Origin of the sequence: Asanoa siamensis (assembly GCF_016862555.1) — a bacterium.
Lineage (GTDB): Bacteria > Actinomycetota > Actinomycetes > Mycobacteriales > Micromonosporaceae > Asanoa > Asanoa siamensis.
In genome coordinates this window covers 26,323-51,188 of the sequence record NZ_BONE01000030.1, presented here as the reverse complement: position 1 = coordinate 51,188, position 24,866 = coordinate 26,323, and the positions used below count along the sequence as shown (strand labels likewise).

Below are 24,866 nucleotides of genomic sequence, written 5' to 3'. Positions count from 1 at the left end.
TCACCAGCGTTGTGTCTCGTTCCGGTGGCCGAGCGCGGCCCAGGCCTCGGACACCGTCTGGAACCGGACTCCGGTGGGGAGCCGGTCGATCTGTGCGAGCACGTCGTCGGGCGCCTCGTTGGACTCGGCGTCCTTGCGCAGCCGGTCGCGGTCGCCGGGCAGCGCGGTGCGGTTGATGTACCGCCCGAACCTGCTGCGCTGCTCGACCTCCTGCGCCGTCATGCCCTGCGGCGCGCCGGTGCCGTCGTCGCCCTCGGGCACCATGCTCGCCTCCGGTTGGTCGTCGCCCGACGGTTCCGCCTCACGGAACTCCTCGGCGCGACCGCCGGCGGTGCCCTTCACGATGCCGTCGACCTCATGCGCGAGCTCGTCGTCGACACGTGGACTGTGTTTTGCGTTGCCCCGTTCCATGCGTTTTGGGCTACCCCGGGGTCCGGCGGCTAAACCGGAACACCCGTCCCAGTGGTGTCACTCCGCAGGTGTACGCGGCGGCAGCACCGGGTCCTCGACCTTGTCGGCTCCCGCCTGCAGCTCGCGACCCCGCTGCACCTCGGCGTTGACCTCCACGCCGAACAGGATCGCCGAGTTGACCAGGTAGACCCAGACCAGGAAGGCGATGACCGCGCCGAGACTCCCGTACGTCTTGTCGTAGGAGTCGAAGTTGGCTACGTAGAGCCCGAACCCGAACGAGGCCAGCCCGGTGGCGAGCAGTGCCACGAACCCGCCGACCGTGAGCCAGCGGAACTTCGGCTGGCGCACGTTGGGCGCGATCCAGAACAGCATCGCCAGCAGCAGCATCGCGATCGCCACGAGCAGCGGCCACTTGGCGACGGTCCAGGCCAGCCGGGGCGCCTCGCCCAGGCCGAGCCGCTCGCCGAGCGCGGTGGTCACGGACCCGCTGACGATCAGCATGACGGCGACGATCGCGAGCAGCAGCAGGCCGGCCACGGTCAGCGCGATCTGCAGGGGGCGCAGCTTCCAGAACGGGCGGCCCTCCTCGACGCCGTACACCGCGTTGGACGCCCGGGTGAAACCGCCCACGTAGCCGGACGCCGACCAGATCGCGGTGAGCAGACCGAAGCTCAGCAGCACGCCGGCCGCGCTCTTCTGCTCCACGACGGCGCGGATCGCGTCGACCACGCCGGGCTTGTTGACCACGGACGACGCGCCCATGTCGCGCAGCAGCCCGACCACGGTGTCGACGGTCCGGTCGCCCTGCGAGACGAGGTTGACCAGCGCGACCACCACGATCGCCGACGGGAACAGCGCCAGCACCGTGTAGTAGGTCAGGCTCGCCGCCCAGTCGGAGCAGTTGTCCTTGACGAACCCCTTGCCCGCGCGCACCAGCACCCCGCGCCAGGTGCGCCAGCGGAGCTGACGGATCCGCCGCGGCAGCGCCGAGGGTTCGAGGTCGAGGCCGGCCGTCGTCGCCATGTGTCCGCCCTTCACTGTGAGCGCGGCCGTTCGTACCCAGAGCAACCGGCTCGCAAACCGCGACCTGCTGGTACATGCGGGGCCGGTGATGTTTAGGGCCGGCGCTTGGGGATACCTCTGAGCCCTGGTGAGGCCAACGTCACGAGCGAAATCTCCAGAAAAGGCCAGACTTGATCGGGTACGCCGGTTCGGCGCGGGAGGATGAACGCATGCGCATCGCGATGATCTCCGAGCACGCGGACCCGTCCGACGGGGCGATGCGCGGCGGTCGCGGTGCCTACGTCGGCGACCTGTCGTCCGCGCTCGCGGCCGCCGGCCACGACGTCCGGGTCTACACGCGCCGGGTCGCCTCCGACGGCCCGGGTGCCGCCGACACGACGGTGGGCGGCGTCACGGTCGTCCGGGTGCCGGCCGGCCCCGCCCGGATGCTCTCCGACAGCGAGCTGCTGCCGTACACGAAAGATTTCTCGCGCTGGCTCGTCGACTCCTGGCGCGGCGGCTGGACGCCCGCGGTGGCCCACGCCCATTTCTGGACCAGCGGCCTGGCCGCGGTCACGGCGGGCCGGCAGACGGGTGTGCCGGTCGTGCAGTCGTACCACGACCTGGGCACGGCGGCGCGGCGCAACAACGCGTTCGACGGGCCGCCGCAGCGGATCGGCTACGAGCGCGTGCTCGGCCGCGCGGTCGACCAGGTGGTGGCGCAGAGCCAGGACGAGCTGCGGGAACTGGTCCGGATGGGCGTACCACGCTCGCGCCTGGTCCTGATCCCCGGCGGCGTCGACGACGACCTGTTCCAGCCGGAGGGCCCGGCCCAGCCGCGCGGCCCACGCCGGCGGGTGCTCTCGGTCGGCGCGCTCACGTCCCGCAAGGGCCACCAGGACCTGATCGCGGCGCTGCGCCTCGTCCCCGACGCGGAGTGCGTGGTGGTCGGCGGCCCACCGGCGGAGGCACTCGGCACGGACCCGGCGGCGCGCGAGCTGCGCGAGCTGGCGGACCGCCTCGACGTGGGCGACCGCGTCCAGCTCGTCGGCGGGGTCCCCCGCCGGGAGATGCCACTCTGGTACCGCTCGGCGGACCTGCTGGTGGCGGCACCGTGGTACGAGCCGTTCGGCCTGAGCCCGCTGGAAGCGATGGCCTGCGGCGTCCCGGTGGTGGGCACGGCGGTGGGCGGCATCGCGGAGACGGTGGTGGAGGGTTTGACGGGCGACCTGGTATCGCCGCGGGACCCCCGGGCGCTGGGCACGGCGATCCGCCGGCTGCTGGGCGACCCGGTCCGCCACCTGGCCTACGCGACGGCAGCGATCGACCGAGCCCGCCAGGTCTACTCCTGGAAGCGCGTAGCGGCGCAGCTGTCGTCGGTCTACTCAGCCCTGGCCGCCCTCCACACCCGCCCGAGCGGCGCGGTGGCCTAGGCTCTCGCCCGCGCCACCCACGGGTGTCGGCCAGGAGGTCGGCGGGTCGCCGAAGGCGCGGCGAGCGGCCTTCACCGCCAACGCGGCCAGCGCGGCGTTGGCGCCACCCCCGATCACCGCCCCGATCCCGAACGGCGCCACCCGACCGAGCACGATAATCCCCTGTTTGGTCCCGTACTTCGTGACGAAGTGCCTCCCCAGCACCCGGTTGATCTGGCGCAGGGCCTCGACGGGCACCTTGGCGACGACCTGCCGTCCCCAGTGCTGCCCCGTACGCTCGGCGACCTTGCCGATGGTGGTGGCGCCGCTCCCGCCGAGCATGATCCCCATGACGATCGTGCGGCGTCGTTCGAGCTCGTCGATCGGGACGCCGTGGATCTCGGCGATCGAGAGCGCGAACAGGGCGCTCAGCTCGAGGGACGAGAGAAACTCACCCGCGGACAGCGCGAGCGCGACACCCGTGCCGACACCGGGAGCGGCCGCGGTCCCCCCGACCGCGGCGCCCGTACCGGTCAAGGTGCTGACGTAGATCCGCTCCAGAGTGCGGATCACCTCCGCCGGCGTCGCCTCCGGGTTCCGCTGCCGCGCCCGGGCGATGTTCTTACGCACCAGCGGGCTCTGCAGGCCGATCGCCTTGTCCAGGAGGTCGAGGGCCCGCCCGCCCGTGGCTTGTTCCGGGACATGTCCGTCGTGGGCATCCGCCACCATGCGTCGAACTCCTCAGGTCGTTGCCGAATCCGCCGTCCTGTCCACAACGCACAGACGATCGCGCGGCGGCCGCGCCACGTCTACCTACGTACGGCCAGATGTCGACCTGCATAACGCCATGGCGACGGGTCGGGTTCGGTCAGAAGTCGACCCGCATGACGACGCGGCGGAGCGTGGGGGTGCTGACCTCTTTGAAGCCTGCCTCCGCGAAGACCGTGGCGACCCCCACGAAGAGTTCGCCGCCGCCTGTCTGGCCCTCCTCCACGCGCATCGGGTAGCCCTCGATCGCGCAGGCGCCGCGCGCGCGGGCGAAGTCGACCGCCGCCTTCGCCAGGGCCCGGCTCACCCCGCGCCGGCGGTAGCCCGCGCGGGTCACGAAGCACGTCACCGCCCAGACGTCCGGGTCCTGCTTGTCCTCGTCGCGGCCCGACCACGGCACCCGGGCGCGGAGCAGGCGTTCGTAGGCCACCCGCGGCTCGACCGCGCACCAACCCACCGGCTCGTCGTCCAGGTAGGCCACCAGGCCGCTGGTCCGCGCCGCGTCCGGCGCGTCGCAGTGGGTCTGGGCGCGCAGGCGGTCCACCCGCTCCTGTTTCGGCAGCGCCCACACGTCGCGGGCCTTGAACCACTGGCACTGGCAGTTCGCCGGGTCGCCGCGGGTGCCGAACACGGCCCGCAGATCGTCCCAGCTCGCCTCGTTGGCCGGGCGCACGGTGACGGTCACCCGCGCGACGTTACTCAGTCGCGGCTCGCTGTCCAGCCGTGCGCGCGGAAGAGGGCCGCGTCGCGCGGGCGGCGGTCGTCGAAGACCACGACACCCGACGGGCCGTGTACGCGTACCGCGTCGACGTAGATCCCGCGTCCCTGCGGCGGCGCGCCCGTCGTCGCCCGCCAGCGCAGGTCCGTGGTGCCCGCCGGCAGCGACGCGGCGACCGTCAGCCACTGCCGGCCCTCGAAGCCGCTGAACGTCCCGTCGGTATGCCACCGGTGGCCCGGCGCCCGCAGCAGCAGCGGCACCAGCCGCCAGGTGCGGCCGCCGTCGGTCGACGCCTCGACCGCGCCCGCGTCGGTGTCGGCCGTGTCGTACCAGAGGTCGAACGCGAGCCGCGTGCCACCGCGCAGCGGGATCGTCAGGGTGCCGCTGCCGTCCGCGTACCAGGCGGTCGGTCCCTGGCTCGGTCGCACCGGCAACGCGCGCGCCAGGTCCGTGCCGACGGCGGCGCGGGACGGGTTGTTGTTGCCCCACTCCCGGGTCGGGTGCACGCGGTTGGTCAGCAGGATCGCGAACGAGTGCGCTAGCGGGTCGAGTACGATCGACGTACCGGTGAAACCGGTGTGCCCGGCCGTGACGGGCGAGCTGAGCGCGCCCATGTAGCGCCGCTGGTCGAGCTCGAAGCCCAGCCCGTGCGCGTGGGTCGGGAACGCGCCGTTGTAGTCCGTGAACAACGCCCGGGTCGACCGGGACGAGAGGATCCGGGCCCGGCCGTACGCGCCGCCGTTGAGCAGTGCCTGCGCCAGCGTCGCAAGGTCGCGGGCGGTCGAGAAGACACCGGCATGACCCGAGACACCGCCCATGCAGTACGCGTTCTCGTCCTGCACGCTGCCCCGCACGAGGCCGCGGCCGGGCTGGTATTCCGTCGCCGCGATCCGCGGCCGCAGCGACGCCGGCGGGTTGAACATCGTCTCGCGCATGTGCAGCGGCCCCGTGATCCCCCGCTCGACGACCCGGTCGAGCCGCTGCCCCGTGATCGTCTCGATCACCTTGCCGAGCACCATCATGTTCGTGTCCGCGTACAGGAACTGGGTATTCGGCGGAGCGAGCGGCGCGATGTCGAACAGCGCCGCCCACTGCTCCTCCGGCGTCGGATAGGCGCACAGCGACGGGTTCGGGTCGGCCGGCAGCCCCGACGTGTGGGTCAGCAGGTTCCGGATCGTGATGTGGCCCTTGCCGTGGGCGCCGAACTCCGGGAGGTAGCGCACGACGTTGACGTCCAGCACCAGCCGGCCGCTCTCGACGAGTTGGACCGCGGCGATCGCGGTGAACAGCTTGGTCATCGAGGCGACGTCGAAGACGGTGTCGCGGCGGGTGGGGACCCACTGGTCCCGCGGCAGGTCGGTGCCGGCGGCGTCGGCGTAGCGCAACGCGTGTCCGACCGCGTCGTGGGCGACGATCACCCCGTCCTGGCCGGCGAGCGCGACGGCGCCGGGATACATGGGATGCGTCGGCGACGGCTGGAGGAACGACGCGATCGTGTCCTGAATCCGGTCGACGTAGCGAGGCGTCAGGCCGGCCTCACGGGCGTTGCCGTGGCGCAACGTCACCGGCGGCCTGGCGAAGCGGATGTCGGCGCTCGTGACCGTCGGCGGGCCGGCCGCGTCGGGTGGGGCGTCCACAGCGGACGCGGGTGTCGCGGCCAGCGCGGCGACGGTGGCCACGGCCGCCAGCGCGCGCACAGCTCGTCCGAATCGCAAAGGCCGGCTCCCCGAAGCCGTAGCTGGTCAGATGGCCGCCAGCGTAGTCCCTCCGATTCGGACCTACAGGACAGGAAACGCCGATCCCGGGTACGTGGCCAGCCGACCACACATGCCGTAACCACGCTCGGGCGGGGCACCCAGCACCGTGAGCCGGCCGTCGTGCAGGTGGTGGAAGCCGCCGTCGGCGAGTCGCTCGATCTGCGCACCGGTGGCGGTCGCGGCGGTGAGCGGGCCGTCCCGCCACCGCCCCCGCCACGCGGGCAGCTCCTCGCGGACCAGCGCGGCCGCCCGCGCGTAGAACTCGGCCAGGGCGCCGGGCCCGTCGCGCTCGACCGCCTCGCGCAGCCGCAGGAAGCCGTCGACGGCCAGGTCCTTGCGCCGCCGGGCACCGCCGGCCGGGTCGTCCGGTGGCAGCGCGGCCGCGGTCGCGTAGCGCGCCGGGTCGGCGAGGTGGTCCGGCGGGAACGTGAGCACCGCGTCGCCTGCCTCGGGCAGGCCGGCGTTCTGCATCACCACGAGGATCTTCAGGCCGCCGTCGTTGACCAGCCGGTGTACGACGCCCGGGGCGAACCAGGCGACCGTGAGCGGCGCGAGCGGCGTCTCGGCGTAGCCGTCGGCGCCCAGCGTCTGCAGCCGGCCGCGGCCCTCGAGCACGACGTAGCCCTCGGTGCAGACGAGATGCACGTGGGCCGAGCCGCCGGGCAGGCCGTCGGGGCCCGCCCAGTCGTAGACGGACAGGTGGGTGACGCCCGTGCCACCGGGGAACAGCGTCATGCCGCGAGCCGGGCGCAGGTCTTGTGGTCGAGGTCGCCGTCGGCGACGACGACCCGGTAGCGCAGGGTCAACGTCTCGCCGGGCCCGACGGTACGGACCTGGGCGAAGGCGGCCGGGCAGAGCACCGCGTAGACCTCGCTGCGGACGAACCACGCGGTCGGGCCCGTGTGGTCGGCCATCAGCACGGTCGTCTGCTCGCCGTCGCCGTCGTGCCGGCCGGTGAACGCCATCCACGGCGCCTGCGCGCCGTTGAGCTCGTCGGTGCCCTCCGCGTCCGGGATGCGCACGGTGCCGCCGCTGAAACTGCGCGGGCCGCGCCAGAACAGTCCGCTGTACGCCGCCCCTTCGCGCCCCTCGGTCTCCGGGCTGCCGATCGCCACCTCGGCGCCGGCGAGGTTGTGCAGGGCCGTGGTCAGGTCGAGCCGCCAGGCGGAGTCCTCGGGCAGCGCCACGACGTCGAGACTGCGCTGCTCGGCGAAGACCGGGCGGCCGTCCTGGGCGATCCAGGTCAGGTCCTCCTCGACGGCGATCCGGTGGTCGTCCGCCGCGAGCGTGGTGAACCGGTCGTGCCGCTGCGTACCGTTGTTGGGCAGCTGGGCGTAGCCGCCGTAGCCGCGCAGGTAGGTCGGGCCGCCCCAGAAGTTGTCGGTGCCGACGTTGGCCAGCGCCAGCGACAGCCCCTTGTGCCAGACGTGGTCGTGGGGGCGGTAGAGGCTGACCGGTCGCCCGTCCAAAGTCCACATCGGATGGAGGTACGGCCGGGGCGACTCGCGCTGTTCGTCCCAGGGCTGGTAGACGTAGCGGAACAGCTCCCGGTCGCGCCAGGTCACCCGGAGGGCCCGGTCGTGCTCGTGGGTGAGGGCCAGGCCGACGCGCCCGGGCTCGGTGCTCATGCCACCTCCTGCCGCGCGACGAGCCGCCACGGCGGGCCGCCGCCCTGCATCCGTTCGTGGAAGGGCGATCCCGGGCCGAGGTCGCCGGGCCCGACCGGGCTGCCGGTGAACGACGCCGCGTAGATCGCCGCCACCAGCCGCATCGTGCGCCGGGTCTCGGCCAGGGTGACCGGCGGCCGCGCGCCTGCCTCGAGCGCGTCGAGCACCGCGGCGAACTGGGCCTGGTGCCCGCTCGGCACGCCCCGCTCACCGCCGTGCCAGGCGCTGAGCACGGCCTCCTCGTGGCCGGGCGCCGGCGTGACCCGCCACGCGTCCTCGCCGTACCCGTAGAGGTGGGTCAGCTCGATCGTCGCGCGGGCGAAGTCGAACCGCAGGTAGCTTTGCTCGCGCGGCGACAGCACGCTGTTGACGACGCTGGCCACGCAGCCGTTGGCGAAGCCGACGTGGGCCAGCGACAGGTCCTCGGTGTCGACGTCGCGGGCCTGCCGGCGGGCCAGTGCGTGGACCTGCGTCCACTCGCCGAGAATCGCCAGCAGCAGGTCCATCTGGTGGATGCCGTGGCCCATCGTCGGGCCGCCGCCCTCGGTGTCCCAGCGGCCGCGCCAGGGCACGTCGAAGTACTCCTGGGTGCGGTACCAGGTGGTGTGGCAGATGGCCAGCAGCGGCCGGCCGAGCACGCCGGCGTCGTGCAGGGCCCGCAGCCGGCGGGCGCCCGAGCCGAACCGGTGCTGGAACACGGTCGCGACGTGCCGTCCACTGTGGTCGGCGGCCGCTTCCAGCTCGGCGAACTGGCGCAGGGTCAGCGTCGGTGGCTTCTCGACCAGCACGTGCGCCCCGTACGCGAGAGCGGTGCGGGCGGCTTCCAGGTGCGCGCCCGGCGGCGTGCAGACGTGCACCAGGTCGGGCCGGGTCGTGTCCAGGACCCGGGCCAGGTCGGTGCCGCTGTGCGGGATGCCGTGGGTGCGGCAGAAGCTCTTCGCGGCCGCTCCGTCCACGTCGACACCGGCGACGATCTCGGCCCGGCCGCCGAGGCCCCGTAGGGCCTCGGCGTGGATCCGGGCGATGTTGCCGGTGCCGACCAGGGCGACCCTCATCGGATACCGGACTTTTGCAGCTGCTCGGTGAACTCGGCGCGGACCTTGTCGCCGCCCTGCGACTTCCAGTTGCTGATCACCTCGTCGAGGTGGCTGAGCGGCTGGCGGCCGGCGATGATGTCGTTCTGGCCGTTGAGCACGAGCCCGCCGAGCGTGGGCTGCTTGCGCGACCACTCGTCGGAGAACAGGTTGTTGGCCACGACCGGGTCCGGCACCGCGGTGTCGATGATGGACTTCTGGTAGTCGTACGACGCCTGGGTGGCCTCGGGCCGGCCCGGGATGAAGATGGTGTCGGGCGCGTCGACGATGTAGCGGATGCCGAGCGCGGTCTGGCTGACCCCGGCCTGGGTGTAGACGGGGCCGCCGTTCTGCATGGTGTAGTGCGCGCCCTCCTGCCCGTACCGCCGGAACAGCCATTCGGCCGTGCCGAACGGGGCCGCCAGGTAGTCGCAGAGCTTGAGCAGGTCGCGGATCCTGCCCTCGTCGGCCTTCTTGAAGACGGTGAAGTTGTTGATGGAGCCGGCGCTCGACTGCCAGGTCGGCGCGAAGCCACCACCGTCGTACTTCGGCGGCCGCATGCCGCTGATCCTGAACTCCGGTCCGGCGATGTTCTCGGCGTAGAACTGCGGCCAGGCGGTGTAGCGGTCGGCGGTCAGCACGGCCTCGCCCGCGTTGAACCAGCGCTTCACGGGCGCGTTGTTGGCGAAGCTGTCGGGGTGCACGACGCCGGCCTTGTAGAGTTCCACCACATCGGACAGTGCTTTCCGGAACTCCTCGGTCTCCACGACGTTGGTCAGCTTGCTGCCGTCCCAGCGCCAGCCGTTGGGCGCGCCGAGCATCTGCTGCACGAGGTGCATGAGGCCACCGGCGTTGACGATCGCCCAGCGGTTGGCCTTGGCGTCGGTCACCTTTTGGCACAAGTCCTTGAACTCCGCGAAGCTCTTCGGGTCGGGATCGACGCCGAGCTTGGCGATGATGTCGTCGCGGCGGAACATCAGCGTCCCGCCGACGCCGCGGTGCACCGGCACGCCGTAGATGCCGCCGTTGTAGACGCACTGCTTCCACGCCGCGGTCGGGATGTTCGCCAGGTTCGGGTACTGCTTGACCGCGTCGCCACCGAGGTACGGCGTGAGGTCGGTGCACTTGGTGGCCATCCACTGTGGCAGGTTGCCGATGCCCGCGGGCACGCCGTTGGGCAGGAACAGCGCCGGCACGATCAGGTCCGGCAGGTCGTCGCCGGTGATCAGGGTCGAGAACTTGGTGGCCATCTCCGCGCTGGGCGTGATGGTGAGCTGCAGGTCGACGCCGAGCTGACGGTCGAGCTCCTGCCAGAACGCGTTGTTGCCCTTCGGCGGCGGCACCGGCGAGCCCGTGAGCACGAACGCCGAGACGGTGCCGCCGCCCAGCGGTGGACCGGTGAACTGTTTGACGGGTGGGCTTGGGTACGCGAGGAACGCGTTGAGCAGGCCGTCGGCGTTGCCGGCGAGGTCGGGCTTGACGACCGTCGACGGCACGTACGCCGGCAGCTTGACGCTCTGGTTGTTCGCCGCGGTGTTGTCGTTGCCGCCGCCCTCGCCGTCGCCGCAGCCCGCGAGCAGGGAGCCGGCGGCGAGGGCGGTGGCGCCGGAGAGGAGCGTACGACGGTTGATCGGCTTGTGCAGGTAGCTGTGGCTCATCCGGGTCTCCTTGTGGTGGGTGGTCAGCCTTTGACCGCGCCGACCAGCACTCCCTTGGTGAAATGGCGTTGGATGAACGGGTAGATCAGCAGGATCGGCACGATGGAGATGACGAGGATCGCCATCTGCAGCGCCTCCTGCGGTGGCAGGCTGCCGGTGCCGACCTGGTCGACGCCGAGCTGCTGCTGGTTGACGACATAGGTGCGCAGGACGAGCTGGATCGGCCACTTCGCGGAGTCGTTGAGGTAGAGGAGCGCGCTGAAGAACGCGTTCCAGTAGCCGACCGCGTAGAACAGGCCGATCACGGAGAGGACCGCTTTGGACAGTGGCAGGACGATGCGGGCGAAGATCTGACCGTCGGAGGCGCCGTCGATGCGCGCGCTCTCCAGCAGCTCGGCCGGGATCTCCATGAAGAACGCCCGGAGGATCACCACGTTGAACGCGCTGACCACGGCGGGGAGGATGACCGCCCAGTACGAGTTGATCAGGCCGAGCAGGTCGATGGTGAGGTAGGCCGGGATGATGCCCGGGGTGAACAGCAGCGCGGCCACCACCAGCATCAGCACGGGGCGGTGGGCTCTGGTGTGCGGCCGGCTCAGGCCGTACGCCAGGAGGGTCGTGCTGGCCAGGCTGAGCGCCGTGCCGACGATCGTGATGAACATGCTGACGGCGACGGCGCGGGGCACGACGCCGCCGGTGAACAGCGCCCGGTAGGCGGCGAAAGTGATCTCGTCGGGGATGATGACGAAGCCGCCGCTCCGGACAATCTGCTCCCTTGTGGACAAGCTCGTGGAGATGATGCCGACGAACGGCACGACGATCAGTGCACAGCAGACGGTGAGCACGACGCCCTTCAGCGCCCGGATCGGCGGCGCCGGCGCGGCCTTGGCGCTCATCGCGCCTCCCGGCGGTAGAGGCCGGCCTCACCGAAGGCGTGCGCGAGCCGGTTGGCGCCCAGCACGAGCGCGACGCCGACGATCCCCTTGACGAGACCGACGGCGGCGCTGACGCCCCAGTCGCTCTGGACGATGCCGTTGTTGTAGACGTAGGTGTCGAGCACCTCGCTGGCCGCGATGCCGACCGCTTGCTGCTGCAGGATGATCTGCTCGAAGCCGACGGTGAGCGCGTCGCCGAGCCGCAGGATCAGCAGCAGGACGATGACGCTGCGCAGGCCGGGCAGGGTGACGTGCCAGATCTGCCGCAGCCGACCGGCGCCGTCGACGGCGGAGGCCTCGTACAGCTCCGGGTCGATCCGGGAAAGGGCGGCGAGGAACAGGATCATCGCCCAACCCGCTTCTTTCCAGAGCACCTGCCCGGTGATCAGCTCCTTGAAGACCGCGGCGTTGCCGATGATGTCGATCGTCCCGAGGTCGTGCTGGCGCAGGAACGTGTTGATCGGCCCGCTGCCGCCGAGCAGTTCGTTGAAGATCGATATGACGATGACCCACGAGAGGAAGTGCGGCAGGTAGAGGATCGTCTGCACGACCCGCTTGAGCCGCTCCGAGATCATGCTGTCGAGCAGCAACGCGAGCGCGATGGGCAACGTGAACACGATGCCGATCTGCAGCAGCATGATCACGAGGGTGTTGCCGAGGGCGGTCAGGAAGAGCGGATCACCCTCGACGATGACGCGGAAGTTCTCGAGGCCGACCCACGGGCTGCCGCCGAGGCCGAGATAGGGCTGGAAGTCCTTGAAGGCGATGACGTTGCCGAGCAGGGGCAGGTAGTGGAAGGTCAGCAGCAGCCCGAGGCCGGGGAGCATGGCCCACAGCAGGAAGCGGTCGCGCCGCACCTTGGCCGGTTGCGGAGGCGGCGGGGGTGCTGGCGGCTCGTCGACCGCGGTCGCCGGGCCGCTCAAGGGTTGCCCCACCTTCCGCCCCCTCCCGTTTCCGGACAGCGACCATCGCCCGGGCGCTCTGGTGGGCGACCCGGCGGTGGACCGGCATGCTGCGCTCCGAGAAGGTCCCGATACATCTCGAAACTCTTCCGGAAGATTTCCCACACGCTACGATTAACAGCGTCGTACGTCAATGCCACCCAGTGGCGCGATTCGATGTTGCGCTTGCGGCTGCGGATCCGGGATGGCGCGCCGCCGGGTAGGCAGGTTGACGCCGCAACTTTCGGAAACTCTCTCGGTGCATGAGCGGACAGCCATTGACGGCCGTGCGGCCTGGCCCCGGCCGCGGGCCGCGCACGGAAAGCCTGTTGCTCACACGCGTCATGCCACGGCGCGATCCGTCCATGAGCGCCCACTCCCCGACCCGCAGGGCGTCGACGAGCGGGGCGAGGGCGGCCCGGGTCGCGGTCGCAGCAGGCGGCCCGCGCTTGGCTGCTCGCCGAAGCGCTCCGGCGCTCGCGCGATTGAGCGCTCGAGGGCTGGCGCCAGGGCGATGGGGCTGCGGTCGATACCGGCCGCTCGGCCCGCGTTCAGCGGACGGCGAGGCCCGCGTCAGGACGATGGGGCTGCGGTCGATGCTGGCCGGCTTCGGCCGCATTCAGCCGACGGCGAGGCCGACGTCAGGGCGACGGGGCTGCGGTCGATACCGACCGCTCCGGCGCGTTCAGCGCACCGCGAGGCGGCCCGTCCACTTCGGATAACCGACCTGCTGCGCACCGCCGGGCGGCCGTCGGGTCGTCGACCACCGCCTGCGGGTGGTCGACGGCCCGGATCGGCCGCGTCGGTGTTGGAGTCGTACGCCAACGGATCTAGCGAGCCGACAGCATCGTGTCGGCGCGGGCGAGGACCGTGGTCAGGACCCGGCCCGCCGTTGCCAGGTCGGCTGGCGGTAGGTCGCCCCACAGCGTCCGGGTGATCGGGGCGACGGCGTTGCGCACCTGGTGCCAGCTCGCCGTGCCCTGGTCGGTGGCTGCGGCAACGCCGTCCGTGATGCGGGTCAGGCCCGCCGCCTCGAGCTCGTCGAGGCGTTGCCGTGCCGTGGCCGCGTCGACCCGCAGCGCCTGCGCGATCCGACCCACGAGCACCTCCGCCCCGGTGCTGCCTCCCGTCACCGTCAGGGTCAGCGCGACCCACTGCGGCTCGGTGATGCCGATGGCCGCCAGCTCCCGGTCGAGGATCGCGTTGAGCGCCTTCTCGGTGCGGCCGATCAGCTGTGCGTTGAAGTCGGTCATGGTGGTTCCTCTCGGCAATCGTTAGTAACACCAACGAAGCTAGTTCGTTAGTGCCACTAACGCAACTGCTACCATCGAGCCCGTGACCGAACGCGTGGACCGGCTGCGCAACCTGCGCACCCGACTGCTGTCCCTGGCCGCCAACCATTCCGACCGGCTGGTCAACGAGGCGCTGGCGACCGCCGACGCCCGGAAGTGGCACTACGCGGTGCTGGCCACGCTCGCCGAGCAGGGGCCGGCGAGCCAGTCGCAGCTCAGCGACCGCACGGGCATCTACCGCAGCGACGTGGTCGCGGTCCTCAACGAGCTCGCGACCCGCGGCCAGGTCGACCGCGCACCCAACCCGGCCGACCGCCGGCAGAACGTCATCACCCTGACCCCCGCGGGCCGCCGCCAGCTAGGCAAGCTCGACCGAATCCTGTCGGGGGTGGAAGAGGAGCTACTTGCCCCGCTCACCATGCCCGAGCGTGCACAACTGACCCGCCTCCTCACCACCCTCGTCGACCACCATGGCCACCCGATGTAGCCGTCGACCGGGCTCACCCCTGTACCGGAGCCGTCACGCAGCTGACCCGCGTTATGCGGCCGACCCCGGGTCGCGGCGGGGTAGATCGGATCGACAAGCGGAGGCGGAGGCCGTGTCGCGGATCTGCTCGATGACGAAGGGTCAGCGAACGACCCCAGCCATCCCGTAGCTATCAGGCGACGGCGGACCCCGCCCTCGTGCGGGTGGCGGCCGCGTAGAGGCCGATCAGCAGAACCGACAGCACGAGCAGACACAGGCCCAGCGCACCCGCGCCGAACTTGCCCAGAAGCAGGCCGATGCCTGACGGGATGAGGGCGCCGCCGAGGCCTGAGCCACCGATCTGCATGCCGATCACGCGGTCCGCGTGGGCCGCGCCTACGCGGTCCGCTGTCGTCAGGGTCAGGAGGGGGAAGACAGGGGCCGCGGCGAAGCCGATCACCGCCAGGCCGAGGATCGCGGACCAGGCGCCGAACGGAAGCGCGACCAGCGCCGCGCCCGCCGCCATGCCGAACAGGCTGCCCACCAGGATCCGCGTCGGGTTGAAGCGTTCCGATGCCACGCCCTGGACCACCCGGCCGACGAAGAGCATGCCCCAGTACAGCGACACGCACAGGCCCGCGACCCCGGCGCTGAGGCCGCGCGACTCCGTCAGCAGCAGGAAGGCCCACAGGCCGGCGGCCACCTCGACCGCCACGTACACCGCGAAGGCCAGGACGCCCAGCCAGACCGCCGGGATGGCCAGGGTCTCCCGGATACGGACCTTCGTCGCCGGCGGCGCGGTGGCGACCGCCGTGGCCAACCCGTCGCCCGGGACCCCGGCGGGCGCCACGGTCGCGGCCGGATCCGGGGCGTCAGGGGCCGACGGCGGAGCGTGGCGGACCCAGTTGCGGACCGTCGCGAAGAACGCCAGTGCCAGGCACGCCTGCGCCGCGGCCACGACGGCGTAGCCCCAGCGCCAGCTCCAGCCCCCACCCGTGATCACGGCGGTCATGATCAAAGGACCGATCGCCACCCCCAGGCCGAAGAACGCGTGCAGCCAGTTCATGTGCTTCGCGCCGAACGCGGAAGCCGCGTAGGCGTTCAGGCCCGAGTCGATCGCGCCGCCGCCGAAGCCTGCCAGGAGGGCGAAGGGGGCCAGCACCGCGTACGCCGGCGCGAGCGCGTAACCCGCCAGCGCCGCGCTCGCGCACGCGGTGCTGATCGCCAGCAGCCAGCCGACACCGATCCTGGCCAGGGCGAAGCCCGCCGTCACGCTCGAGACGAAGTAGCCGATCGTCGAACAGATCAAAAGCAGCCCGACCGCCTCCGTGGCCACCCCGAAACCGTCCGCCATCGACGGCCAGGCGACCCCGAGGAGGCCGTCGGGCAGGCCGAGGCTGATGAACGCGAAGTACGCCAGCAGCAGCAGGGACATCCGGATCGGGCGCGGAGCGGGGGTGGTCACCGCGCGACTATAAAGGCGAGAGCGCTCTCCCCTCACCTTCAGCCGCGGTCGAGCACCAACCGCGAGACCCCGGCGGCCAGGTCCACGTCGTAACGGTCCGCCGCCGCGGCCCAGGTCGGACCCTCCACGACCGTTCCGCCCGGTACGCCCGTCCGCGTCACCCCGTCGACCACCACGCTCCCCGCTCCCCCGCCGACCCGTACGCGAACCGGGGCATCACCGGGCAGCACCAGCCGGAACGAGTCGGCGCCACCGCTCATCCGCACCGGCACCGTCCCGCGGGGCGGCGGCAGCGTCAGCGCGATCCGCCCGAAGCCCGCCACGAACTCGACCCCCGAGACCGCGCCGTCGCGCAGGTCGACCTGGGCGTCGCGGGCGCCGCCGCCCAACCGCACCTGCCAGCGGACCGCGCGGTGCAGCGTCACGTCGAGCGCCGCCGCGCCGCCGAGGCCGGTGCCCGCCGTCGTCAGCCGCACGTCGGCACCGGACCGCGAGGCGACGGGCACGACCGAAGAGCCATCGGGGGTACGCACGCGGAACAGGTCGCCGCCGAGGTCCGCCACCCGCACGGTGACACCGGTGACGCCGCTGTCGAGGACCACAGTCGCCGCGTCGAGGCCGGCTCGCGGGCCCACCACCGTGTGGGCCGAGTGGCGGGCGACCTGACCGCGCGCCTGGTCCGCCGCCCAGTGCGGGCGGGGCCGCGCGGCACCCGGTGCGGTGCACGCGGTGACGAGCAGCAGGGCCAGTACGGGCACCAGAGCCCGTACCAACCCAGACAGGTCACTCAAACTCGGCCGAACGGCCGACTGGTGCATCCCGGACCTCCAGGCAGACTTGCGGGAATGCGCGAGACGAACCACAGCATCCTCACGCTCGGCCAGCGTCGCTTCGCCTGGCTCGCTTTCCTGGCCATCGCCGTCCAGGCGCCGATCTCGGCCCACCTGTTGCAGGACGACTCCTGGTTGCTGAGCATCCTCGTCGGCATGATGTTCGGCACGCTCATCCTCGTCGATGACGCGCAGCGGCGCCAGCCGGCCACCGAACAGGTGGAATAGCCGGCCGGCGCCACCGGGCTAGCTCTCGCGGGCGTCCCGCGGCCGGATCACCTGGGTCTCCTCGACATCGGCGGAAGCCGGTGCCGGCGCGGCAGGATCCGTCGGCGCGTCCGACGAGGAGATCTCCGCCGGCCGTTGACCCGCGACCGGCAGGCCCTCCGCCGGCGTCGGCTCCCGCATCCCGGGCACGATGTGCTGCTCCTCCGGACGCGGGATGACCTGCGTCCGCTCGGCCTCGGTGCCGATCACCGCGGTCGGCCCCGAGTCCACGTCGGCCCGCGCCGCCGCCTCCCGCTGCTCGGCCTCACGCCGCGCCGCGGCGGCCGCCTCGTCGCGCTCCGCGGCAAGACGAGATGCCTCGGCCCGCGCCCGCTCCGCCGCCGCCTCCTCGTCGACCCGCCGCTGCTCCGCCGCCGCCTTCTCGGCCTGGTAGGCCCGCGCCCGCTCACGGATCACGGCCGACTCGGCCGCCGCCCGGTCGAGCCAGCGCTCCCAGCGCCCCTGCATCGGCCGGACCAGCCCACCGCCGACCCCCACGATCAGGATGCCGGCGACGGTGGCCAGCACGGCGACCAGCACCGGCTGCGTCACGGTGGTGGCGATGCCGACCTGGTTCAGCGCCGCGATCACGCCGAGGCCCACGACGAACGCCCAGACCAGGGTCGCGATCAGCCGCCCGTACGTGAGCCCGCCCAGCGCGCCGTTGATCAGGTCCCGCAGCGCGCTGGCGATCGCGGCCGCGACCACCACGATGACGATCGCGACGAACGCCTTCGGCAGCCAGGCGACCACTGCGGAGATCAGGTCGCTGATCGGGTTGGGTCCCCAGACGCCGAACGCGAACTGCAGGGCGAACAGCAGGATCGCGTAGTACGCGAGGCGGGCCAGGATGTCGCTGGCGTCGTACTTCGAGTTGGCCAGCCGCCGGCCGATCCCGGAGCGCTGCACCGCCCGGTCGAAGCCGACCCGGGTCAGCAGCGTGTCGACCAGCCGCCGGACGACCCGCGCGATCAGGTAGCCGATCAGCAGGATCGCCAGGAACGCCAGGGCCTTCGGCACGAAGAGCAGCACCGACCGCCACATGTCAGTCAGGGCGGCACCGATGTTCATGTGAGACCTTCCGTCGGGGTGGATGTCAGCGCGGGGGTTTACCCGAACCGCGCTGTCGGCAATCCGGGATCTCGTCACCGCGCCACTCCGGTCACCGGCGGTTACGCTGCAGGCATGCCAGGCTCCGGTGTGTCGCCGCCAGCGGGCGCGTCGGACGTGCCGACGGCCGGCTGGGATCCGGGCCTGCTCGCGGTCGTCGACCTGGTCCTCGGGTCACCGGTCGCGATGGCGTTGCTGCACGGCGACCGGTACCGGCTGATCTACAACGACGCGTACGGGCAGTTGCTCGGCACCCGGCACCCCGACGCGTACGGCGCTCCCGCGGCCGAGGTGTTCGGCCCCGCCTGGGACGGCCCGGCCGGCGAGGCCGTAAGGGCGACCCGGCACACCGGTTTCGTGCCCCGTGACCAGGAGTGGCCGCCGACCGACGAGGGTGAGCCCGACCCGGCACTGCCCACCCGCGGGCTCTCGGCCGTGCGGGACGGCAGCGGCCGGGTCGCCGGCGTGCTGGTCGTGGCGACCGAGCCCGTGCCGGTCGCGCACCGCCTGCAGGGTCTCAGCGAGCTCGCCGAGGCGCTGGCCGGCACGCTCACCCTCGACGAGGTCGCCCGGGTCGCGCTCCGCTACGGACTGTCGTTCCCGGACGTACACCTGGTGGCTTTCGGGGTCGACGACGGCGACGACTGGCGGATGGTCCGCCGCATCCGGGGCGAGGTGCTCGACGACGCCGACGAGCGGCTGCCGCCGGTCTGGCGCCGGATCCCCGCCGAGTCCGTCGCACCGCTGGCGGTCGCGGCCCATGCCGGGCTCGCCCGGTTCACCTCCGACGGCCGCCCGATGCGCGACGCCGCCCAGGACCGGCACGACGAGAAGGTCCGCGCGCTGGCCGCGCTCCCCCTGCGCACGCCGTCGCTGCGCGGCGCGCTAACGGTCGGGCGGGCCGACCAGCATCCGTGGTCGCCGGCCGAGCGGGCGCTGCTGACCGCGGCCGCGAAGCTGGTGGCGCAGGCGGCAGAGCGGGCCCGCCGGTTCGAGAACCAGCACGGCACCGCGCAACTCCTGCAGCGCAGCATGCTGCCGGAGCACCTGCCCGACGACCCCCGGTTCCGGCTGGCGGCCCGCTACGAGCCCGGCGTCGACGGCAACGCGGCCGGTGGCGACTTCTACGACGCGTTCGCGCTGCCCGGCGGCCGGCTCGCGGTGGTGCTCGGCGACGTCGCCGGCCACGACGTGCGGGCGGCGGCGTTGATGGGCCAGGTGCGGGCGGCGCTGCGCGCGCTGGCGCTCGCGGATCCGGCGCCGCCCAGCGTCCTTTCCGCCCTGGACCGGCTGGTGGCGAGCCTCGGCGCGGAGGCCGGCACCGACGAGCTGTTCGTCACCGTGGCCTACGGCGTGATCGAGCGCGACGGCCGGCTGACCATGGCGACGGCCGGGCACCCGCCACCGCTGGTCCGGCACGCCGCCGGCACGGCCGACTATCTCGAGGTGCCGGCCGGCACGCCGCTCGGGCTGGGCGGCCGGCGCACCGCCGCGGAGGCCCGGCTCGCCCCGGGCGACACGCTGCTGATGTTCAGCGACGGCGTCATCGAGCGGCGCGGGCTGGACGTGGGCGCCGGACTGGAGAAGGTGGCGGCGAGCGTGGCCGACGCGCGGGGCGGGGACCCCCGTACCCTCTGCGCCGTCGCCTGTGCCGCGGTCGGCGGCACCACCGACGACGACGTGGCGGTGCTGGCGGTCGAGCACGCGACGGCGCCGAGCCGGTCGGCGGGCATGGAGATCCCCGCGGAGCCCACCGCGCCCGGCCGGGTCCGGCACTGGATGTCGGCGCAACTGACGGCCTGGAACGTGCCCGACCAGGTGATCGGCGCCGCGGTGCTGTGCGCGAGCGAGCTGGCGACCAACGCGCTGCTGCACGCCGGCACCGCCGCCCGGGTGCAGGTCGACCTCAGCGCCGAGCGGCTGCTGGTCGCGGTCTCCGACAGCGGCACCCGCGGCTCGGTCACCCGGGCGCACGCCGAGACGCTGAGCAGCCGGGGCCGCGGCCTCGGGCTGATCGAGGAGCTGAGTGACGCGTGGGGCACCGACCCCGCGGTGCGCGGTTCGACCGTCTGGTTCGAGATCGGCCTGCGCGCATCGAATGAACGCGAGCGGGGTATCGGGGTGCCATGAGCTCACCCGCGGGCGTCCTCTTCGACGTCGACGGCACCCTGATCGACAGCACCTACTTGCACGCCGTCACCTGGTGGGAAGGGTTCCGGGCGGGCGGCTACGACGTGCCCGTCGCGCAGATCCATCGCGCCGTGGGCATGGGCTCCGACCGGCTGCTCGACCACCTGCTCGGCACCGAGCGCGACCGGTCCCGCGACGACCTGATCCGGGCGGTGCACGGCGAGCGCTACGCGCCCTACCTGACCCGGCTGCGCCCGTTGCCCGGCGCGGCCGACCTGATGCGCACGTGCCACGAGCGCGGCCAGAAGGTGGCGCTGGCGTCGTCCGCGACGCCGGAGGAGCTCTCCGCGATGCGCCGCGCCCTCGACGTCGACGACGCCACCGACGTGGCCACCTCGTCCGGCGACGCCGAGCGCAGCAAGCCCGAGCCCGACATCATCCAGGCGGCGCTCGACAAGCTCGGCCTCTCGGTCGGGCAGGCGGTGTACGTCGGTGACTCCATCTGGGACGTCGCCGCCTGCGCCAAGCTCGGCCTTCCGTGCGTGGCCCTCACCTGCGGTGGCACGTCGCGGGCCGAGTTGGCCGGCGCGGGCGCGGTCGCCGTCTACGAGGATCCGGCCGACCTGCTCGCCCATCTCGACGAGTCACCGCTGACCACGGCGTGAGCGCCACCGACGCCGCGTTCGCGATCCTCGGCGTCGGTGCCCTCCTCGCGGGCGTCCTGCCCCGCGTGCTGGAGCGCCGTCCACTGTCGATGCCGATCGCCTTCCTCCTGCTCGGCGTGCTCGTCTTCGCGCTGCCGACCGGGCTGCCCGCCCCGGACCCGCTCGACCATCCGGAGCTGGCCACCCACCTGACCGAGATCGGCGTGATCGTCGCGCTGATGGGCGCCGGGCTGAAGATCGACCGGCCGCTGGGCTGGCGGCGCTGGTCGTCGACCTGGCGCCTGCTGGCGATCGCGATGCCGGTGACGATCGCCGCGGTCGCGCTGCTGGGCTGGTGGTGGGCGGGCCTGGTGCCGGCGGCCGCGCTGCTGCTGGGTGCCGCGCTCGCGCCGACCGACCCCGTGCTCGCCGCCGACGTGCAGGTGGGCGAGCCGACCGACGAGGAGGACTCCGAGGACGAGGTGCGGTTCGCGCTGACCTCGGAGGCCGGCCTCAACGACGGCTTGGCGTTCCCGTTCGTGTACGCGGCGATCCTGATCGCCCAGCACGGAGCCGCGCCCGGCGGCTGGCTGGCCGAGTGGTTCACAGTGGACGTGCTCTACAAGGGCGTCGTCGGCGTGGTCGGCGGTGTCCTCATCGGCCGGTTGCTCGGGAAGCTCTTCTTCCGGGCCCGCTCCGAGAAGCTCCGGCTCGCCAAGCATTCGGAGGGCTTCCTGGCGCTGGCCGCGACGTTCCTCGCCTACGGGGTGGTCGAGGTGGCCGGCGGCTACGGGTTCCTCGCGGTGTTCGTGGCCGCGCGGGCGATCCGGGCGGCCGAGCGCTCGCACGACTACCACCAGGTGCTGCACGACTTCGCCGAGCAGGTCGAGCGGCTGCTGACCGTACTCCTGCTGCTGCTCTTCGGTGGTGCCGTCGTCTCGGGCCTGCTGGCGCCGCTGACCTGGCCGGCCGCGCTGGTGGCCCTGGCGCTCGTGTTCGTGATCCGGCCGTTGGCGGGCTGGCTGTCGCTGCGCGGCGCACCCGGGCGCCCGGCCGAGCACTGGGTGATCGGGATCTTCGGCATCCGCGGGATCGGCTCGTTCTTCTACCTGGCGTACGCCACCGCGCACGCGGACTTCCCGGGCGAGCCGGTGGTCTGGGCCACCGTCGGCCTGGCCGTGGTCGTGTCCGTGGTGGTGCACGGGATCGCGGCGACACCCGTGATGGCGTTCCTGGATCGCGCCGGAGAGCGTACGGGAGCCGAATCTGGCGCCGGGTAACGGGTTCTTCGTGCTTCAATCCCCTCGTATGTCTACTTTACGGGGGTTTTCATATGGTTCACCAGCTTGACCGCCGCGCCGCACTCGGCCTCGGCACGATGGCCACCGCCGGAGCCGTCCTCGGACTGCCCGCGGTCGCGGTGGCGGCGGCACCGGACGTGGAGGGCGCGATGCCCGTCGCCGAGTCGACGCCGCTGGACGCGGCCCGCCAGGTGCGCCAGGCGTACGCACGGGAGACGGCGACGGCCGGCGGCACCTGGCAGGCGTACATCACCGTCGCGGGGTCGAAGGAGGTGGCGGTCGACGACCAGGCGGACACACCGGTCGAGGCGTACAGCGTCAACAAGATCGCCGTCGCGGTGGCCGTGCTGGACAAGGTGGACCGTAAGCACCTGTCGCTCACCCAGCGGATCAACGTGACCTCGGCGATCGTCGGGACCGGCGGCGACGGCATCTTCGCCCTCGACGGCGCGTACCCGAGCTCCGTCACGCTCGGCCACGTGCTCGCCGCCCTGCTGACCGTCTCCGACGACGTGGCGTCCCGGCTCTGCGGCGAGGTCGTCCCGGCCGCGGAGATCAACCAGATCCTGCGGAAGAAGGGCTTCAAGCGCACCCAGGTGCAGCAGGTGGCCAACCCCAGGCGGTTCTACCTCGGGCGGTCCACCCCGCGCGAGACGCACACGCTGCTGCGCGCGCTGGCCGCCGGCCGGCTGCTCTCCCCCACGTCGACGAACGTGATCCTGTCGAAGCTGCGCTCGCCGATCGCCTTCACCGACGGGATCCGCCGGGAGATGTCGTCGGCCGAGCGGTCCCGGATCGCCACCAAGGCCGGCTGGTTCGGCAACGGGCGGCACGAGGCCGGCCTCATCTTCGGCCGCAACGGCAAGCCGGCGCTGACGTACGCCATCTTCGCCACCGGCCAGACCGGCGCGACCAACTTCGGCGCCACCCATCCGGCCCTGCGCGCCCGCTCCCGGATGGGCCGCGCGTTCTACAACGCGGCCTCGTCCCTGAACGGCGAGGTGACGGACCTGTCGGTGGCGGAAGCGCTGCAGCAGCCGTCGAACGGCGTCTAGCGCGGGGCGGTGGATGAAACTCTTTCGTGGTTGGATCGAGCGGTCTGTCCACGAGGGAGGGTTTCATATGGTTTCGCCGCTCAACCGCCGGTCCGCCATCGGGCTCGGCACGCTGGCCACGGCGGGTGCCGTCCTCGGCGCACCCGCCGTCGCCTCGGCCGCGCCGTCCACCGCCGAGCCCACGCCGCTGCGGGCCGCGCGCAAGGTGGGCCGGGTCTACGCGCGCGAGTCGGCGGCGGCCGGCGGCAACTGGCAGGCCTACGTCACGGTCGCCGGGTCGAGTGAGGTCGCGGTCGCCGACGAGGCCGACACCGTGCTCGAGGCCTACAGCGTCAACAAGATCGCGGTGGCAACGGCGGTGCTCGACAAGGTCGACCGCGGCCTGCTCACCCTCGACCAGCGGGTCGACGTGACGGCCGCGATCGTGGTGCCCGGTGGCGACGGCATCTTCAGCCTCGACGGCGCGTACCCGAGCTCGGTCACGCTCGGCCACGTGCTCGCCGCGCTGCTCACCGTCTCCGACGACACCGCGGTGCGGCTCTGCGGGCTGGTCGCGCCGGCCGCCGAGATCAACGAGATCCTCGTCGCCAAGGGCTTCCCGAACACCCAGGTCGAGCCCGTGGCCAACCCCAACCGGTTCTTCCTCGGCCGGTCCACCCCGCGCGAGACGCACGACCTGCTCCAGGCGCTGGTCGCCGGAACGCTGCTCTCGCCGTCCTCGACCGACGCGATCCTGTCGAAGCTGCGGGCGCCGATCGCGTTCACCGACGGCATCCGCCGCGAGATGTCGTCCGACGAGCGGCTGCGGATCGCCACCAAGGCCGGCTGGTTCGACTCGGCCCGGCACGAGGCAGGCGTCATCTTCGACCGGTCGGGCGCGCCGGTGCTGACCTACGCGATCTTCGCCGACGGCCAGCCGGGCGCCGAGGACTTCGGTGCCACCCACCCGGCGGTACGCGCCCGCGCGACGATGGGCCGCCAGTTCCTCGACACGGTCGACGCGCTCACCGGCGACAGCGCCGCGCGCCTCTCCCGCTCGCCCCGCTACCAGCCGTCCAACGGCGGCTAGATCTGGTGCAAAGCGACCTCGGTCAGCGCCCCGCCGGCGATCTCCACCGTCAGGAACGTGTGGTGGGGCTGGCGCCGGCGGTCGGTCGGTGAGCCGGGGTTGAGCAGCCGCAGCCCCGTGGGTGCCACGGTGTCCCACGGGATGTGCGAGTGTCCGAAGACCAGGACGTCCGTGTCCGGGAAGCGCGCCGCGCAGCGCGCTTCCCGGCCGGTCGCCGCGCCGGTCTCGTGCACGACGGCCAGCCGCACCCCGTCGAGGTCGACCCGGGCCACCTCGGGCAGCCGGGCCCGCAGCGCCGGGCCGTCGTTGTTGCCGTAGACCCCGACGAGCCGGCGGGACCGCGCCTCCAGCCGGTCGAGCAGGTCGACGTCGACCCAGTCGCCGGCGTGCACCACCACGTCGGCCTCGTCCACCATCATCCACAGTGGAGCAGGCAGGTCCTTCGCCCGCTTCGGCAGGTGGGTGTCCGACATGACGACCAGCAGCATGCTCCCCACGCTACTTGTGCGGGCCGGGCGCACATGTGTCATCGTCGATAAGGTGAAGGTCAACGACGCTGCCCGGCCCGAAGCCCCCGTCCACTGGGTCGCCGACGGCATGCCCCGCGTCGAGCTGGCCAACCAGTTCCTGGCCCAGCTCGACCACGCCAACGGCACGCCCGACCAGGTCGTGCTGACGCTCGGACAGGCGATCGACGCGGGGACCCCGCCGACCGTGCTGTCGGCCCATCCCATCGGCCGCTACGCGCTGACCCCGGCCCGGCTCGACGAGCTCATCCTGGCGCTGCTCAACGCCCGCCAGGAGCTGCTCGGGCTGACCGAGCCGATCCCGCCGGCCGATCCGGCCAGACCGGTGGTCGCCCCGCTGGAGCCGCGCGCGGGACTGCGCTGAAACC

The 24,866-nt window shown here is 72.5% G+C and carries 24 protein-coding genes and 1 pseudogene; 9 read left to right on the top strand and 16 right to left on the bottom strand.

The annotated features are described in order from the left end of the window. The gene (locus Asi02nite_RS19415; protein ID WP_203714868.1) at positions 1 to 411 is read right to left on the bottom strand and encodes a DUF2795 domain-containing protein; all 411 of its coding nucleotides are present in this window, start codon (positions 409 to 411) and stop codon (positions 1 to 3) included. A 57-nt stretch (positions 412 to 468) separates the two neighbouring features. Beyond that, positions 469 to 1,434 (bottom strand): YihY/virulence factor BrkB family protein, encoded by a 966-nt coding sequence (locus Asi02nite_RS19410; protein WP_203714866.1) that lies wholly within the window; start codon positions 1,432 to 1,434, stop codon positions 469 to 471. 209 nt (positions 1,435 to 1,643) lie between these two features. Here Asi02nite_RS19410 and Asi02nite_RS19405 point away from each other — a divergent pair, with 209 nt between their 5' ends. Further along, a complete protein-coding gene (locus tag Asi02nite_RS19405) occupies positions 1,644 to 2,846 on the top strand; it encodes a glycosyltransferase (RefSeq protein ID WP_203714864.1) in 1,203 nt (400 codons plus the stop codon). On the opposite strand, the gene Asi02nite_RS19400 is transcribed toward Asi02nite_RS19405, so the two are convergent. The 10 genes from Asi02nite_RS19400 to Asi02nite_RS19355 form a co-directional block, all read right to left on the bottom strand. Continuing rightward, positions 2,799 to 3,554, bottom strand: a complete 756-nt coding sequence (locus Asi02nite_RS19400) for a hypothetical protein (protein WP_203714862.1) — start codon at positions 3,552 to 3,554, stop codon at positions 2,799 to 2,801. The genes Asi02nite_RS19405 and Asi02nite_RS19400 overlap by 48 nt on opposite strands. Before the next feature lie 139 nt (positions 3,555 to 3,693). Beyond that, positions 3,694 to 4,278, bottom strand: a complete 585-nt coding sequence (locus Asi02nite_RS19395) for a GNAT family N-acetyltransferase (protein ID WP_203714860.1) — start codon at positions 4,276 to 4,278, stop codon at positions 3,694 to 3,696. Between the two features lie 14 nt (positions 4,279 to 4,292). Then, on the bottom strand, positions 4,293 to 6,008 hold the full coding sequence (locus tag Asi02nite_RS19390; RefSeq protein WP_239126824.1) for a serine hydrolase domain-containing protein: 1,716 nt from the start codon (positions 6,006 to 6,008) through the stop codon (positions 4,293 to 4,295). 81 nt (positions 6,009 to 6,089) lie between these two features. Then, positions 6,090 to 6,803: a cupin domain-containing protein gene (locus Asi02nite_RS19385; RefSeq protein ID WP_203714858.1), complete on the bottom strand. Its 714-nt coding sequence runs from the start codon at positions 6,801 to 6,803 to the stop codon at positions 6,090 to 6,092. Continuing rightward, positions 6,800 to 7,696: a DUF6807 domain-containing protein gene (locus Asi02nite_RS19380; protein ID WP_203714856.1), complete on the bottom strand. Its 897-nt coding sequence runs from the start codon at positions 7,694 to 7,696 to the stop codon at positions 6,800 to 6,802. The genes Asi02nite_RS19385 and Asi02nite_RS19380 overlap by 4 nt, the downstream gene beginning before the upstream one ends. Further along, positions 7,693 to 8,790, bottom strand: coding sequence for a Gfo/Idh/MocA family protein (locus tag Asi02nite_RS19375; protein WP_203714854.1), 1,098 nt, complete (start codon positions 8,788 to 8,790; stop codon positions 7,693 to 7,695). Before Asi02nite_RS19375 ends, Asi02nite_RS19380 begins: the two co-directional genes overlap by 4 nt. Then, positions 8,787 to 10,466 carry an extracellular solute-binding protein gene (locus tag Asi02nite_RS19370; RefSeq protein WP_203714852.1) on the bottom strand — a complete coding sequence of 560 codons (1,680 nt, stop codon included), beginning with the start codon at positions 10,464 to 10,466 and terminating at the stop codon, positions 8,787 to 8,789. Before Asi02nite_RS19370 ends, Asi02nite_RS19375 begins: the two co-directional genes overlap by 4 nt. 23 nt (positions 10,467 to 10,489) lie before the next feature. Then, positions 10,490 to 11,362, bottom strand: coding sequence for a carbohydrate ABC transporter permease (locus Asi02nite_RS19365; protein WP_203714851.1), 873 nt, complete (start codon positions 11,360 to 11,362; stop codon positions 10,490 to 10,492). After that, a complete protein-coding gene (locus Asi02nite_RS19360) occupies positions 11,359 to 12,324 on the bottom strand; it encodes an ABC transporter permease (RefSeq protein WP_239126823.1) in 966 nt (321 codons plus the stop codon). The genes Asi02nite_RS19365 and Asi02nite_RS19360 overlap by 4 nt, the downstream gene beginning before the upstream one ends. 848 nt (positions 12,325 to 13,172) lie before the next feature. After that, entirely contained in the window at positions 13,173 to 13,595 is a 423-nt protein-coding gene (locus Asi02nite_RS19355; protein WP_203714849.1) for a MarR family winged helix-turn-helix transcriptional regulator, read from the bottom strand. An 82-nt stretch (positions 13,596 to 13,677) separates the two neighbouring features. Between Asi02nite_RS19355 and Asi02nite_RS19350 the strand changes: the two genes are divergently transcribed. After that, positions 13,678 to 14,121 (top strand): MarR family winged helix-turn-helix transcriptional regulator, encoded by a 444-nt coding sequence (locus tag Asi02nite_RS19350; RefSeq protein ID WP_239126822.1) that lies wholly within the window; start codon positions 13,678 to 13,680, stop codon positions 14,119 to 14,121. 172 nt (positions 14,122 to 14,293) lie between these two features. Here Asi02nite_RS19350 and Asi02nite_RS19345 read toward each other — a convergent pair whose 3' ends face one another. Both Asi02nite_RS19345 and Asi02nite_RS19340 read right to left on the bottom strand, forming a co-directional pair. Then, positions 14,294 to 15,565, bottom strand: a complete 1,272-nt coding sequence (locus Asi02nite_RS19345) for an MFS transporter (RefSeq protein WP_239126821.1) — start codon at positions 15,563 to 15,565, stop codon at positions 14,294 to 14,296. A gap of 38 nt (positions 15,566 to 15,603) precedes the next feature. Further along, positions 15,604 to 16,323 carry a hypothetical protein gene (locus tag Asi02nite_RS19340; protein ID WP_203714848.1) on the bottom strand — a complete coding sequence of 240 codons (720 nt, stop codon included), beginning with the start codon at positions 16,321 to 16,323 and terminating at the stop codon, positions 15,604 to 15,606. A gap of 87 nt (positions 16,324 to 16,410) precedes the next feature. On the opposite strand from Asi02nite_RS19340, the gene Asi02nite_RS19335 reads away from it, so the two are divergent. After that, the gene (locus Asi02nite_RS19335) at positions 16,411 to 16,623 is read left to right on the top strand and encodes a hypothetical protein (protein WP_203714847.1); all 213 of its coding nucleotides are present in this window, start codon (positions 16,411 to 16,413) and stop codon (positions 16,621 to 16,623) included. A 461-nt stretch (positions 16,624 to 17,084) separates the two neighbouring features. Here Asi02nite_RS19335 and Asi02nite_RS41690 read toward each other — a convergent pair. Continuing rightward, positions 17,085 to 17,733, bottom strand: a pseudogene (locus Asi02nite_RS41690) (mechanosensitive ion channel family protein); the annotation flags it as partial. Positions 17,734 to 17,847: 114 nt separating this feature from the next. Here Asi02nite_RS41690 and Asi02nite_RS19325 point away from each other — a divergent pair. The 5 genes from Asi02nite_RS19325 to Asi02nite_RS19305 all read left to right on the top strand — a co-directional run bounded on the left by Asi02nite_RS19325 (position 17,848) and on the right by Asi02nite_RS19305 (position 23,971). After that, entirely contained in the window at positions 17,848 to 19,902 is a 2,055-nt protein-coding gene (locus Asi02nite_RS19325; RefSeq protein ID WP_203714846.1) for an ATP-binding SpoIIE family protein phosphatase, read from the top strand. Further along, complete coding sequence (locus Asi02nite_RS19320) at positions 19,899 to 20,567, top strand: HAD family hydrolase (protein WP_203714845.1); 669 nt, start codon at positions 19,899 to 19,901, stop codon at positions 20,565 to 20,567. Before Asi02nite_RS19325 ends, Asi02nite_RS19320 begins: the two co-directional genes overlap by 4 nt. Next, positions 20,564 to 21,826, top strand: a complete 1,263-nt coding sequence (locus Asi02nite_RS19315) for a cation:proton antiporter domain-containing protein (RefSeq protein ID WP_203714844.1) — start codon at positions 20,564 to 20,566, stop codon at positions 21,824 to 21,826. The genes Asi02nite_RS19320 and Asi02nite_RS19315 overlap by 4 nt, the downstream gene beginning before the upstream one ends. 53 nt (positions 21,827 to 21,879) lie before the next feature. After that, entirely contained in the window at positions 21,880 to 22,902 is a 1,023-nt protein-coding gene (locus Asi02nite_RS19310; RefSeq protein WP_203714837.1) for a serine hydrolase, read from the top strand. 67 nt (positions 22,903 to 22,969) lie between these two features. Continuing rightward, positions 22,970 to 23,971, top strand: a complete 1,002-nt coding sequence (locus Asi02nite_RS19305) for a serine hydrolase (protein WP_203714836.1) — start codon at positions 22,970 to 22,972, stop codon at positions 23,969 to 23,971. Here the strand turns inward: Asi02nite_RS19305 and Asi02nite_RS19300 are convergent. Beyond that, complete coding sequence (locus Asi02nite_RS19300) at positions 23,968 to 24,459, bottom strand: metallophosphoesterase family protein (RefSeq protein WP_203714834.1); 492 nt, start codon at positions 24,457 to 24,459, stop codon at positions 23,968 to 23,970. The two genes, Asi02nite_RS19305 and Asi02nite_RS19300, sit on opposite strands and share 4 nt — an antisense overlap. Positions 24,460 to 24,511: 52 nt before the next feature. On the opposite strand from Asi02nite_RS19300, the gene Asi02nite_RS19295 reads away from it, so the two are divergent. Further along, positions 24,512 to 24,862 carry a hypothetical protein gene (locus Asi02nite_RS19295; RefSeq protein WP_203714832.1) on the top strand — a complete coding sequence of 117 codons (351 nt, stop codon included), beginning with the start codon at positions 24,512 to 24,514 and terminating at the stop codon, positions 24,860 to 24,862. Positions 24,863 to 24,866 lie beyond the last annotated feature (4 nt).